Below are 14,808 nucleotides of genomic sequence, written 5' to 3' on the forward strand. Positions count from 1 at the left end.
CTTATAATCAAAAAAAAATCCTGGTAATCCTTTCAATCATTATAATCCTGAGTAGGACAAACTTCGCGTTACAGCGGGTAAAGCGCTACAGCTGCTTGTTTGTCTTTGGTAGACAGTACGGTGGCGCCGCTGCCGCACTGGCCTCCGTTCATGATGGAGGTGGCGTCGGTGCCGGGAACGCCGGGTACCGGGGTAGCGGAAGATTCGCCGATAGCAGCCCAGTTAGTATGCCGGAAAGAAACGTTGTGTCCCATTTCATGGCAGATGGTGCGGGCGCGTTGCGCGAAGCTGTTGCCGGCGATGTAGCTGGCATTGATGCGGATCAGGTTTCCTGCGAGACCGCCGGAAGGGAAGGTACCCTGGCCGCAAACGCCGGAGCCCAGGTTGTAATCAGTGATCAGCACATCATAAGAGGAGCCGGTCACGATTGACCAATGGATACGGCATCCGCTGATGCTATTCCACTGGGCGATAGCAGAGTTGATCTCTGATGTCAGCCCCGACATGGAAGGATCTACTTTCAAACGGATGTTGGTGACATTGGTAGATGATACCAGGCTGCCGGTGTAGAACTGCTCTGTTCTGGGTTTACCATATTCAGGTACTTTCATGTTCTTCGGGAAGATGATATCATCTTCCACAATAAATTCTGTGCTGTTCTCGACGATCCTGTGTGCGGGGAATCCCAGGTCAACAATGTAGCTCAGTACTTTTTTCGCGTTGTCGGTTTGGGTTACAGCCGGTTCAGCAGGTGTGCCATTGTCTTTTTTACACGCTGTGAAAGCTACGGCGAACAGAGTTGCCAAAAGGAAAAGGGTGTTCTTTTTCATGTGTCATTTGATTTTGGTGAAATAATAGATCGTATGAATAATGCTACAAGTAATGGCAATAACATGCCTCGGGCTACAGTATAGCAATGGCGGTGCTCTCCGGCCTTGGCGCTATCTTTCGTGCTCTTTCAAAAAGTAATAAAATGAAAAAATAAAAACGGGTTATCAGGTTTTTAGATTCGGTATAAACAATATTACAAATATTTATTTACCGGAGAAATTTTTTTTATCAAGATACTGCGGAATGGTAACACCCGCATAAAAAATACTTGTTAATTTTCCGGTTGTTTGTCGCTGCCAGTCTATGTTACATTTGTAAAAAAAAGATATGCTCACACACGAGATCATGTATAAAGCGATGGTGGAGAAAGATCCTTCTTACGAAGGCATCTTTATTTCAGCTGTTAAAACCACCGGTATTTTCTGTCGCCCTACCTGTAGCGCCAGGAAACCGAAACCGGAGAACGTAGAATTTTTTGAAACCACGAAAGAGGCCATACTAAAGGGTTACAGACCATGCAAAGTATGCCGCCCTTTGGAGCTGGCAGGAGAAACGCCTGCCTATATCAAAGCGATATTGGATGAATTGAATGCCGATCCCTCCAGGAAATTCAAAGACTGGGACCTTACGCAGCGCGGCATCGAACCCAGCAAGATCCGGCGCTGGTTCCTGAAAAATCATGGCATCACTTTTCATGCTTATCAACGGATGTTCCGTATCAACAATGCCTTCAAGAAAATACAACACGGTGAGCCGGTGACGGCGGTAGCATATGACAGCGGTTATGAATCATTGAGCGGTTTTGGCGATACCTTCAAATCCCTGGTGGGCGCGGCCCCCGCGCATAGCAAAGATAAACGCATCATCAACCTCACCCGCCTGGAAACGCCTTTAGGCACGATGATCGCCTGCGCCGTAGATGAAGGAATATGCCTGCTGGAATTTACCGACCGCAAGATGCTGGAAACAGAATTGAAATACCTGCAAAAACACTTGCGCGCTAATCTCATTCAAGGCGAGCATCCGCATTTCATCACGCTGAAAGCGCAGCTGGACGAATATTTCGCCGGGCAGCGCACTGATTTCACCGTGCCGCTCTTCACGCCAGGCACGCCTTTTCAACAATCCGTATGGGACATCTTGCGTAAGGTGCCTTATGGCGAGTTACGTTCTTACAAACAACAGGCGGTGGCATTACACAGGCCCGAAGCAGTACGCGCCGTAGCCGGCGCCAATGGTATGAATCGTATCTCCATACTGGTGCCATGCCACCGTGTGATCAGTGAAGATGGCAGTCTCACAGGCTATGGCGGCGGCGTATGGCGCAAGCAATGGTTGTTGGATCTGGAGAAAAAGCACGCAAATTTTTAAGGGTGCCACTGGCGGCCAATCTGCACATCACCTTCCGCCTGGCGAACATTGACCCGCAGGGAAACCCTACCACCGGCGTTACCTATCATTTCAACGATCTCGATGGCCGCTCGCCCGATGGCTATGGCAGCGCGGTAAAGAAGGTCTCTTACTGGCCTGCTGAAAAGTATCTCAACATCTGGATCGTGAATGAGGTGGAAAAGAAAGGCGTATTCAATAATTCCGGCTGGACCTTCCTGCCGGATGATTGGGTGTTTGCCAATCATCTCGATGGCGTAGTGTACAATCCGCTGTACCTCGGCGCTGAAGGCATCGGTTGCTCGCAGGTGGGCTACCCAGGCATGAAACGCGTGCTTACACATGAAGTGGGGCACTTCCTCAATTTATATCACACTTTCGAGAATGGTTGTAACGCGCCCGGTGATTATGTAGATGATACGCCGCCTACTACCGTCAACTCCGGCTGCGATGTAAATGCGCATCCCTGCGGCCCCGTGGCAAATATCGAAAACTATATGGACTATACCTCCTGTACCAAGATGTTCACCAACGGCCAGCGCCAGCGTATGTACGCAGCTTTGAACAGCGGGGTATCTATGCGTAATAATTTATGGTCGGCCGCCAACCTCGCCGCTACCTTGCTAACGTTGCCGGCTAAACGCTTTTTGTTTTCCACGGTCCGTTTTGTAGAAACTGATGCCAACGATGGCAGCGTAGGGGTGGACCTCGGCAATGGCAACTACGGCTCTGCCACTATCCAGGGCCTGGATGGCGCGCGCTTTTCCCGCAGCAGCGGCGTATTGCAGCCGGGCGTGGATTTTACCACACAAAACCTGCCGGCAGGCCTTGCCGTGAAGATCGAATTGCAGAACGACAGCACCGCTACCTTGTCATTTACCGGTAATGCTACACAAAATAATGCTGTCAATAATAACGACAGCATCCGCATTATCCTCCAGAACCCGGCAGTGGCGGGAGGTACAGCGGGACTTTATAATACGTCTACCACCGTAGGCATACATTTCATCGATCCTTATACGATCGTATTTAAAGATATCCCCGACATACCGGTTGATTCCGTGAATAACTTCACCTGGTTCTCGCTGGGCGCCGGCGATGCTAATTACGGCGGCTGGTGGTACCAGGGCAATCTTCGCTTTGAGGCCTACCAGAAGGGCATCGTTTGCGAAGGACAAACCGCCAATATCACACCACTGGCTTATGGGCTGCGTATTGACTCTACCTCCAATTTCGCCACTGGCGGGGCATTCCCCAATGAGCACTTCATCTACGCTCCCGGCTATACGAAATGGGATGGCACTATGGGCTTCATGGGCATACGTTTTACCGTCAATGGTAAATACCGCTATGGCTGGATGCGCCTCACCGCGGCGCCGGGCGGCAAAGGTTATGTGATCCAGGACTATGCCTATAAAGAAGCGCCTAATGCCGCCATCAACGCGGGAGAAGTGGCGGGCCCGCAATTATCGTGGAGCAACACCGGTTTCCGTGAAGCGCTCATCAATGATGGCAGCTTCGCTGATACTGCCCGTTTGTACATGTACAGTACCCGTTTCAGAACGGCAGGCGCTTTAACCAGGAACACGGATTTCACTGTGAGCAACCTGCCCGCCGGCCTGGAACCCGTGGTGGTAGTGGATGCCAGCCAACGCAATGCGAAACTGTATTTCACCGGCAAAGCCTATCAGCACAAGGCGGCAGATGCGCCTTCCAATGTGGTGATCACTTTCCAGCCCGGCGCTTTCGAAGGGCTTACCGCATCGCAAGCTTTTGCCAGCGCATCGCATACGCTGGACATATCTTTCCGCGATCCCTATATGATCCATTATGTAGATGTGCCGGATACCACGGTGAACGCGGCTAACCCCTGGTCGTACTTCCGGCTGGATGGCGCGCCAGATGCGGCTTATGGCCTGTGGATACAGAATGGCCAATGCCGTTTTGAAACCTATAAACGCGAGATGGTATGCGCCGGCAATACCCTCAACATCGCCTTGCTGCCCGCTAATAGCTGGATCAGCAGCAACTCAAACTTTGTAGCCGGCGGCGATTACCCGAATGAACATAATATCAACAGCGCCGGCTATACCGCCTGGAACGGACAAACAGGCTATGCAGGCTTCCGTTTCACTATCAATGGCGAAACCAACTACGGCTGGTTCCATTTCCGGGTGGCGGCCGACGGGCAATCCTATACATTGCTGGATTATGCCTACAATACCAAACCTGGTGATTCACTGCGCGCTGGCCAGCAGGCGACCGACAGCAGCCTGTTGCCCGTAGCGGCTTTCAGCGCCAGCAAAACGAAAGCCCGCCCGGGTGATACCATCAGCCTCTATGATCAAAGCACCGGCTACATCGTACGCCGCCACTGGTACTTCCCGGGAGCTACGCCTGCTGAAGATACCAGCGCCAACCCGCGTGTGTCTTATGCGCAAAATGGCGTGTATGCGGTCACGTTAGTGGTGTCAGGTCTGTATAGCAGCGATACCCTGCGCGCGGCTAACTACATCACCATCAGCGGCGATTCGCTGGCACATAGCGGCAACTACTGCCCAGCCGCCACCTTGCTGAATTACAACCGTATCACACGGGTGCAGCTCAGCGATCTTGATCATACGTCAGACTGGAACAGCTATAACGACTTTACCGCATTCAAGGCGAACGTAAGTCCTGGCGGCAGCTATAATCTGCGCATCACTCCGCAGATAGACTACTGGCCGGACATTTCCGTGGCAGCATGGATAGACTGGAATGGCGATAAAGTATTTGACGAAGCCACTGAGAAAGTATATGTGAAACGCGGCACAGGGCCTTTTGCCGCTTCCATTACCGTGCCTGCCAACGCCGTACCAGGAGCCACGCTCATGCGCGTACGCCTCGGTTACGGTACTGACCTGATCAGCTGCGGTACCGATACCTACCAGGGCGAAGTGGAAGACTATACCGTATATATCAGCAATGGCGCCGGTGCTGCCGGCCCTGTACCGGTGCATTCGCCGGCAACAGAAAATAATCTTAGGGCTATCAGTCCGTTCACGGATCAGTTACAGCTTTGGTATACTGCCAAACAGGAAGGCAATGTGCTCATCCGCCTTTACGATCTGCGTGGTCACCTCTTGTTACAAAGTATCAGCCATGCTAGGGCAGGCAGCAACAGCTTCCGCCTCAATGGCCTGGAACACTTGCCAGCAGGCATTTACATCACAGAGGTAGCATCACCCGGAACACGTGTAGCCGTGAAGGTGGTGAAATGATTTTCGGATTTTCGGATTTTTTGATTTACGAATTTTTTGATTGAGGTTTTGTGGCCCGGTGTTTTGTTGTTAATAACAAATGTAGATCGGCCCCGTAGGGGCCAAAGCTCGGTAGGCCCGGGTGTAAACCCGGGTAAAAAAAACGGGCCATCAACAACAAAAAACAAAATACCAGGCCACAAAACCCAAATCAAAAAATCCGTAAATCAAGAAATCCCTAAATATTAATATCTGAGCAAAACCGGATAATATCCAAGCTGTTTTTGGTAGATGGAATTATAATTTAGCAGCAGTAACGATACCTGCTGCATGTTTCAGGAAGTATATATGGATAAGGAGCAGCGGTTTGCTGCCTTGTTTGATCAGTTCCATGACCGGCTGTTGCTGTTTGCGCAAGGGCTGCTCTCATCAAACGAAGAGGCGGCAGACCTGGTACAGGACGCATTTGTGGCCCTGTGGCAACGCCTGGACAATTTTAACGATGTGGCGGCAGTAAAGGTATTTCTCTATCTCACCGTAAAAAATAAATGCCTCAACATACATAAACATGAACAGGTAGTACGCAAGTACCATACCTATCAACCGGCGATTACAGCAGAAAAACCGGTGATGCTGAAATTGATAGAAGCGGAGGTGATAGGGGAGATACAGCAGGCCATCGCGCGATTGCCGAAGGGCTGCCGGGAAGTGATCAGCCTCGGATATTTTGAAGGCCTCCGCAACCACGAGATAGCCGCACAGTTGCAGGTATCTGTTAATACCGTGAAAACTCAGAAGGCACGGGCGCTCCGCCTGATGCGAGACATCCTCAAACGACAACCATTACACCTGCTCATCTTCTTCGGAAAAATTTTTTAGCACTTTCTTCTTTTCTTTTCACCCCGATCTTCGATCCTGTTGTTTATGACTATACGTTATGAAGTATATCAGCAGTCAATTGAATATAGCGGGCCTGATCGTGCGGCAGCTGACAGGAGAAATTACATCGGAAGAATGGCGGCAGCTGCAGGCCTGGCGCCGCCGGCAGCCAGAAAATGAGCAGCTGTATCAGCAGCTGATAACGCCTTCCTACCTGGAGGAGCGCTTAAGCCATTCCAGTAGTGCAGGCCGTTCAGCGGCCTATGAGCAACTAATCGCGCGGATCAGGCAGGAGCCGGAGCTTGATACTCCCGCCCTCCGCTATTCCTGGCGCCGGTGGCGATATGCCGCTGCACTGCTGCCTATCCTCGCGATAGCCGCCTGGTGGCTGCATCGGGGCCATCCTGCCACAAAACCGGCTACCATTACACAAGAGGCCAAACAATTGGCCACTGCCAACACCGTACAGCTGATCATCGGGCATGATGATCCTATCTCCCTGAACAAGCAGGGCCAACAAACGATCAACAGTCATGGCGTGGTGGCCCACAGCAGCAATGGCTATCTCAGCTATCCCATCGTTACCGGTGCAGGCAGCGTGCCGCCGGAGCAGCTGCTGATCACTCCCCGCGGGATGGACTACAAACTCATGCTGCCCGATGGCTCCAAAGTATGGCTGGGCGCCGCTTCCAAGCTCCGCTTCCCGTCTGCATTCACCAGTAATGAACGCCGCGTAACACTGGATGGAGAAGCCTATTTTGAAGTGACGGCCGATGCGCATCATCCCTTTATCGTGAATACCGCCAGAGGCTGCACCCGCGCGCTGGGTACCGCCTTCAACATCAAAGCGTATAGTGGTGAACGTTATGAACAGGCTACCCTGGTAACAGGCGCTGTTACCGTTGTTGCTCCGGCAGATAAAATCACCCTGTCCCTGAAACCGGGCGAGCAGGCCTTGCTGGCCGGCGATGGCGCCACCCGCGTGCAGCCCGCCGATATGAAAGTGGTACTGGCATGGCAGAAAGGACTGTTCTATTTTCAGAGCGCATCGCTGGAGAATGTGATGGAGGAATTGTCGAGATGGTATAATGTGCAGGTGGTGTATGAAGCTGGCACTAACCGTTCGCTGCACTTCACCGGCCGCATTGCCCGCAGTCCGCAGATCAGCGAGGTGCTGCAATTCCTGGAAGCTACCGGCAAAATACATTGTTCGCTGCGAGGCCAGCAACTGAAGATATCATCAGCCAACCATTAAAAATGATCAACCAATAATCACTGCAAAAAAAACGGGAATGCGCTAACATTCCCGGTACAAGTGCTAACAACCTGACTGTATTTGTGAAAAGGAGACAGGCAGGTATTGTCTAACAATGCAAACCAAATGTATGAAAAAAAACTTGTGTCCCGGCCGCCGGCCGGACATCCAACTATCGTTGGTCCTAATTTCACGAACGATGAAACTCACCTTCCTGTTACTCCTGGCAGGCCTGATGCAAGTACATGCGGCGGTTTACTCCCAGGACATCAAATTATCAGTATCGCTGCATGAAGCCAGGATCGCCAACCTGTTCGCTATCATCCAGCAGAAAAGTGATTACCAGTTTTTGTATAATGATGAAGATGCACAGCATGCGCCGCTGATCTCCGTCAATCTCAAAAACGCTACCATCCCCGAAATCCTTGATGCAGCTTTCCGTGGCACTGCCATGCATTACCGTATCAGCGGTAATACCGTGGTGGTGTTCGCGGCTGGCGCCACTGCGCCTTTGCCGGCGCTGCCACAGGAGATCGTTGTAAGCGGCGCCGTAAAAGATGCGGAAGGCAAACCGCTGGCTGGCGTTACCGTAGGCCTGAAAGGCACTACCACCGGTACACAAACGGATGAAGGCGGGCATTACACCTTGCATCTCAAAGAAAATACCGGCACGCTCATCTTTTCGTCTGTAGGGTATATGAGAAGGGAAGAGGCCATCAACGGCCGCGGCACGGTGAACATTACCATGCAGCCTGTTGTGTCGGCACTCAACAACGTTGTGGTGATCGGTTATGGCACCAAAAAACAAGTGGACGTTACCGGCTCCGTTGCTACCGTAAAAGGAACAGAGATCAAACAGAGCCCGGCGCCTAACCTCTCCAATGCCCTCGCAGGGCGCATCACCGGCGTATTTGCCAACAACCGCAGCGGCGAACCCGGTAACGACTATTCCACACTGCTCATCCGCGGTAAAGGCACCCTCAATGACAACAGTCCCCTCATCGTGATCGATGGAGTGGCCAACCGCGGCGCCTTTGAACGCCTCAACCCCGATGACGTGGAAAGCATCACGGTGCTGAAAGACGCTTCTGCAGCCATCTACGGCGCACAGGCGGCCAATGGCGTGATCCTCGTTACCACCAAAAGAGGAAAGCCCGGCAAACCAGTGATCACCTACAATGGCAGCTATGGCCTCTCTCAGCCTACCATGATCACGCCGCTGCTCAATGCCGGCGACTATGCCACCTATATGAACGAGAAATATGCACGCGCCAACAAACCCCTGCTCTTTACCAATGACGACATCAAAAAATATTATGATGGCAGCGACCCGCTCGGCCATCCCAATACCAACTGGTATCATGCCGTGCTCAAAGACCTCTCTCCGCAAACAAGGCATGCCCTGTCTGTCAATGGTGGCGGTGAGAAGACCGATTATTTTATCTCCGGTGAATACCTCTACCAGGACGGTATCTACAGAAAATCTGCAACAGACTATCATCAATATAACCTCCGCTCTAATGTGGGCGCCAGCATCACAAAGAATCTACGTGTAGCCGTTGACGTTTCCGGCCGGCTGGAAGACCGCGCCTACTCTAATTATAGCAGCGGCTCCATCTTCGGAGAGGTGTTATCCGCCTATCCCACCTTGCCCGACTATTACCCCAACGGCTTGCCAGGCCCGGGTTTGGCCAGTGGCCGCAACCCCGTGCTGATGGCCTCCGGTAAAACAGGTTATAATAAAGTGAAAGATTATTTTCTGCAATCAAACCTGTCGTTCGATCTCAAACTGCCCTCCATCACGCCAGGGCTTTCACTGAGCGGCCTCGCAGCTTACGACTTCCAGTTCCACCAGGAAAAGAAATTCATGAACAACTGGGACGCCTATCGCTATAATCCCAATACCAAAACTTATGATAACGTACGCAACACCGAAGGCCTCATGCGCCTGGACGAAGGCTTCCGCAACTACCGCAATAAAACCTACCAGCTGAAACTGGCCTATGAGCGCAGGTTTGGCGTGCATGATATCAACGCCTTCGTAGCGTACGAACAAAGCGAAGGATACGACGAAGGCATCACCGCCATGCGTAAAGACTTTCTCAGCGACCAGGTAGACCAGATATCCCTCGGCGCCGATAAAGATAAAGACAATAGCGGCGGCGCCTCACAGGTGGCCCGCCAGAACTTCTTTGGCCGCGCCAGCTACGGCTATGCCAATAAATATCTCGCGGAGCTGATCCTCCGTCACGACGGCTCTTTTAATTTCCCTCGAAACCACCGCTGGGGTACATTCCCCGGCATCTCCCTGGGATGGCGCATTTCAGAAGAGCCCTTCTTTAAGAACATCACCAACACCGTGGATCAACTGAAGCTGAAAGCCTCCTGGGGCAAGATGGGGAACGACAAGATCAGTCCCTATCAGTATGTGCTGCAATACAACAAAGACAATGGCGCGTATTTCGGCAGCGATCCGCAACGCGTACCAGGGCTCTCTGCCGGCGTATCTCCCAATCCCAACATTACCTGGGAAGTGGCCGAAACAAAGAACATCGGTATTGAATCCGCCTTCTGGAATGGCCTGCTGATCGTGAATGGCGACTATTTCTTTTCCCACCGCTCCAATATCCTTGTGGCGCGCAATGCCTCCGTACCCGCTACCACCGGCCTTAGCGGCAGCCTGCCGCCGGAAAATATCGGCATCGTCAACAATCATGGCGTTGAACTGGAAATAGCGCACCGCTACCGTGTGAATGATCGTCTCAGCTACAATGTAGGCGTGAACTATACTTTCGCGAAAAACGAAGTGGTGTTCAACGACGAACCCGCTAATATTCCGGCATGGCAGCGCGTACAAGGGCATCCCATGGGATCATGGCTGCTCTACAAATCTGCGGGCATCTATCACAATCAACAAGAGATCGATCAGTCTGTACACCCCGCTGGCACACAGCCCGGCGATATCCGCTATATCGACGTAACAGGCGATAAACAGATCACTTCCGACGATATGGTACGCGTGTACGAAAGCACTACGCCTACCAGCATCTACGGCATCACCATGGGAGTTAATTACAGGGGATGGGGACTGAACATATTATGGCAAGGACAGGCAGGCGCCAAGATGATGATATTGCCTGCACAAAACGGCGGCGCACTCACGCCGCCCAAATGGATGTTCGACGACCGCTGGACCGCCACCAACCCGAATGGCAGCATGCCCGCTTCTTTCGACCGTGATAATTACATCACCAACAGGCCTTCCGATTTCTGGCTGAGAAACGCCGCCTTCCTGCGTTTGAAGACGGTGGAGCTGTCTTACACTTTCCCCGCGCCCTTCCTCTCCCGTATGAAATTGCAGTACCTGAAAGTATATGCCAACGGCTTCAACCTGCTGGTGCTGAGTCAGGTGAAGCACTACGATCCTGAACTCAACACGATCTCCGGTAACTATTATCCGCAAACCAGGATCTTCAACGCCGGCGTAAGCATCTCCTTATGATCATCTCAAAAAAGAACATTATGAACAGAAAAATATATCCCTGGCTGGCCGCCGCTTTTTGTATGTGGATAGGGCTGGCCTCCTGTAATAAGAGCATCCTCGATAAACAACCGCCGATGAGCTATTCCGACGATGTGATGTGGTCGGACCTGCGATTGGTAGAAGCCTATGTTAATGCCCGCTACTGGATACTGCCGCACTTCATCGACAACTCCACCAAAGCCAGTACTACCGGCCTTTCCGGAGCATCCGACGAAGGTTATGACCACTGGAATTATGAAAATGAATTCCGTTTCAATCTCGGGCAGATCACGCCGGACTATACCGGCCTTGACAACTGGACCGACGATTATGCCTACATCCGCAGCTGCAATATTTTCTTTGAACGCATCAGTAAAGTGAGTGGAGATACCGCCTGGAAGAACCGCCTCGCCGGCGAGATGAAATTTATCCGCGCCTGGTGCTATTTCGATCTGATGAGCCGCTATGGCGGCGTGCCGCTGATCACCAAATCTTATTCCATCACGGATACCAGCTTCCTGGTAAAGCGTAATACCTATGATGAATGCCTGGCTTTTGTGAGCAAGGAACTGGATGATGCACTGCCTTTGCTGCCTTATCAATACAATGATGCCAATACAGGCCGTATCACCAAAGGCGCCGTGCTCGCATTGAAGTCACGGTTATGGCTATACGCTGCCAGCGCGCTGCACAATCCTGCCGGCGACAAAGCCCGTTGGCAACAGGCGGCCGATGCCGCCAAAGCCGTGATAGACCTGGCCGCACAAGGATACTATTCCCTCGATCAGCGTGCGGACTATAAACAGATCTTCCTCGACAAAAAAACACCGGAGTCTATTTTGTCCTTCGGTATGAATGCCACTTATGGCGATAACTACATCGATATCTACATCTATCCCAATGGCTCTCATGGCTATTCTGCTTATGTACCCTCGCAGAATATGGTAGATGCATTTGAGATGAAGAGCGGGAAGATGATCACCGACGCTGCTTCCGGCTATGATCCTGCGCATCCGTATGATAACCGCGATCCGCGATTTTATGCCAATATCCTTTACAATGGCGCTACCTTCAAAGGCAGGACCCTGGAGTATTTCACAGGAGGGATGGATAGTCCGCAAAGTTCTGTTGATAACTGGAATGCCAGCTTCACCGGTTACAACTGGCGCAAGTATGCCGATGAAAGCAACAACAACCTCGATGGCGGCAGCGGGCAAAACTTCATCATGTTCCGCCTGGCGGAATTTTACCTGAACTATGCAGAAGCCAGTTTTGAATTAGGGAATGAGAACACTGCACGGCAGTACCTGAACCTCATACGTGAGCGTGCCAGCGTGCATCTGCCGGATATCACCGCTACCGGAACGGCGCTGCGCGATGCCATCCGCCACGAGCGCCAGATAGAGCTTTGCTTTGAAGGCCACCGCTTCTATGATGTGCGCCGCTGGAAGATCGCAGAGGTTACCGATAACCTGCCACTGAAAAGGGTGAGCATTACCAAACAATCAGATGGTACATTTACTTATACCTACCTCACCTTGCAGGATCGCAAGTTTAATTTGAACAATTATCTTTTCCCTATACCTAAAGATGAAATGAATAAAAATAACTTGCTTGTTCAGAACCCCAATTACTAATACTTTAAGGGCAAACCAGGCAGATTTCTGCCTGGTTTTTTTTATTTTGTTTTTTAAAAATCGATTTTGCGATGAAGCGTATTTTTTTAGCGTTGATATGCATGGGCGTTGCTTATGCTGCCACAGCGCAATCACTGCGGTGGAGCATGTATCCCGGCAATGGCATCTACTGGAAGGTGCAGCCAGGGCCTGCGCACAGCGATCATATCGAGATGAGCGGTAAACAGCTATCAGGCATCATCACCTATGGCGCCGATAGCACCGGCGGTCTGCTGCTGAAGAAACAGCTGGTGTTTCCCATGCTCCGTACTATTCCTAATAATACACATGCGAGTTTGTCGGCCGTTTTTGGCGATAAGGAATTACCTGTTACTACCGTAGATGGCGCTGCTTTGCAGCTCAAGCCGCTCGGCTTCGAACTGAATGGCGTGCTCACGATCACCTCCCGCGGTAACGGCGGACTAACGGTAACGGATATACTCTATCCGTCGGTAGACAAGCCCGTGTTCCTGCAATGGCGCGAGTTCAGGAATGACGGTAACAAAACCCTCACCTTGCAACTGGATTCATTGGTATCCGAACGGCGCACGCCCGCTGACAAAGGGGTATATGGAGCATATGTGATCACTGCCGCGAGTAATGTAGCAGGCACTTTCCAACTGTCGCCCGGAGAGCGTTTGGCCGTATCCATCGTGAGCGGCGCCCGTGTGGCGTCAGCGCCGCCGGCCTATTATGCTGCCGCTTATGAACTGGCGCGCCGCCAGGATTTTGTATCCGGTTTGATGCAAACACTGGTGCTGGAAACGCCCAACGATACACTGAACCGCGGCTTTGCCTTCGCCAAGATACGTGCTGCGGAAAGCATCTATGATACCAAAGGTGGACTGATGCATGGTCCTGGCGGTGGCGCCTATTATGCTGCCATCTGGGCCAATGACCAGGCGGAATATGCTAACCCTTTCTTTGCTTTCCTCGGTGATATCACTGCCAACGAATCCGCTATCAACAGTTTCCGGCATTTTGCGCGCTATATGAATCCAGCCTGGAAAGCGATCCCCAGCTCCATCATCGCGGAGGGGGATGGCTATTGGAATGGCGCGGGCGACCGCGGCGATCAGGCCATGATCGCCTATGGCGCTGCACGTTTTGCATTGGCCTATGGCGATACCGCCACTGCGCGTCAATTGTATCCTTTGGTAGAATGGTGCCTGGAATATCTCGCGCGGCATCGCCGGGCAGATGGTATCATCACCTCCGATTCCGATGAGCTGGAAGGCCGCTTCCCTGCTGGTAAAGCCAACCTCTCCACCAATACGCTGGCCTATGGCGCTTATGAAAGCGCTGCGCACCTGGCTGCCGCGCTCGGGAAAAAAGATACTGCGCTCGCCTGGCAACAACAGGCACGCGCGCTCCGCGGGGCCATCGAAAAATATTTCGGCCACCAGGTACAAGGATTCGATACGTACCGCTATTATGAAGAGAACACGAAACTGCGTTCCTGGATATGCCTGCCGCTGGTGATGGGCATCTTCGATCGCAAAGCCGCTACCATGCAGGCTTTATTCTCACCCTACCTCTGGAGCCGCAACGGCGTGCTCACGGAATCGGGCGATAAAACTTTCTGGGACCGGTCTACCCTGTATGCTTTCCGCGGCCTTTTCTTTGCCGGCGCTACAGATAGTGTGCTGCCTTATTTTTCTTACTATACCAGTCAACGCCTGCTGGGAGAGCATGTGCCTTATCCGGTAGAAGCCTGGCCGGAAGGCGGCCAGCGGCACCTCTCTGCTGAAAGCGCGCTCTATTGCCGCACAGTAACAGAAGGCCTGTTTGGCATCGTGCCTGTCGGTCTCCGGCAATTTGAGCTGTGCCCGCGCCTGCCCGCAAAATGGAACCGGATGGCGCTGCGCCACATCAAAGCCTTTGCCGCTGACATGGATATTGAAGTGACTCGTGCGAAGAACGGATTGATAGTAACGGTAACGGACAAACGAAAAGTAGTGTTCCGCCGGAACTGGGATGGAAAGTCGCCGTTGACAGTAGTATTGCCATCATAAA

General features: G+C 52.1%; 8 protein-coding genes. 7 read left to right on the forward strand and 1 reads right to left on the reverse strand.

The genetic code is table 11. The features are described from left to right. Window positions 1–68: 68 nt before the first annotated feature. Complete coding sequence (locus tag FPG75_RS04615) at window positions 69–830, reverse strand: M57 family metalloprotease (RefSeq protein WP_143305412.1); 762 nt, start codon at window positions 828–830, stop codon at window positions 69–71. Window positions 831–1,158: 328 nt separating this feature from the next. Between FPG75_RS04615 and FPG75_RS04620 the strand changes: the two genes are divergently transcribed. From FPG75_RS04620 to FPG75_RS04650, 7 genes are all read left to right on the forward strand, one after another. Next, a complete protein-coding gene (locus FPG75_RS04620; protein ID WP_143305413.1) occupies window positions 1,159–2,202 on the forward strand; it encodes a bifunctional transcriptional activator/DNA repair enzyme AdaA in 1,044 nt (347 codons plus the stop codon). Then, on the forward strand, window positions 2,163–5,480 hold the full coding sequence (locus FPG75_RS04625; protein WP_161596661.1) for a M43 family zinc metalloprotease: 3,318 nt from the start codon (window positions 2,163–2,165) through the stop codon (window positions 5,478–5,480). The genes FPG75_RS04620 and FPG75_RS04625 overlap by 40 nt, the downstream gene beginning before the upstream one ends. A gap of 309 nt (window positions 5,481–5,789) precedes the next feature. After that, window positions 5,790–6,338, forward strand: coding sequence for an RNA polymerase sigma-70 factor (locus FPG75_RS04630; protein WP_143305415.1), 549 nt, complete (start codon window positions 5,790–5,792; stop codon window positions 6,336–6,338). A 58-nt stretch (window positions 6,339–6,396) separates the two neighbouring features. Beyond that, window positions 6,397–7,593 carry a FecR family protein gene (locus tag FPG75_RS04635; RefSeq protein WP_143305416.1) on the forward strand — a complete coding sequence of 399 codons (1,197 nt, stop codon included), beginning with the start codon at window positions 6,397–6,399 and terminating at the stop codon, window positions 7,591–7,593. A gap of 199 nt (window positions 7,594–7,792) precedes the next feature. Further along, window positions 7,793–11,095: a TonB-dependent receptor gene (locus FPG75_RS04640; RefSeq protein WP_161596662.1), complete on the forward strand. Its 3,303-nt coding sequence runs from the start codon at window positions 7,793–7,795 to the stop codon at window positions 11,093–11,095. Between the two features lie 20 nt (window positions 11,096–11,115). Then, entirely contained in the window at window positions 11,116–12,753 is a 1,638-nt protein-coding gene (locus FPG75_RS04645; RefSeq protein WP_161596663.1) for a RagB/SusD family nutrient uptake outer membrane protein, read from the forward strand. Window positions 12,754–12,824: 71 nt separating this feature from the next. After that, complete coding sequence (locus tag FPG75_RS04650) at window positions 12,825–14,807, forward strand: glucosidase family protein (protein WP_143305419.1); 1,983 nt, start codon at window positions 12,825–12,827, stop codon at window positions 14,805–14,807. Window position 14,808: the final 1 nt, after the last annotated feature.

The organism is Chitinophaga vietnamensis (assembly GCF_902167635.1).
Taxonomy (GTDB): Bacteria; Bacteroidota; Bacteroidia; order Chitinophagales; family Chitinophagaceae; genus Chitinophaga; species Chitinophaga vietnamensis.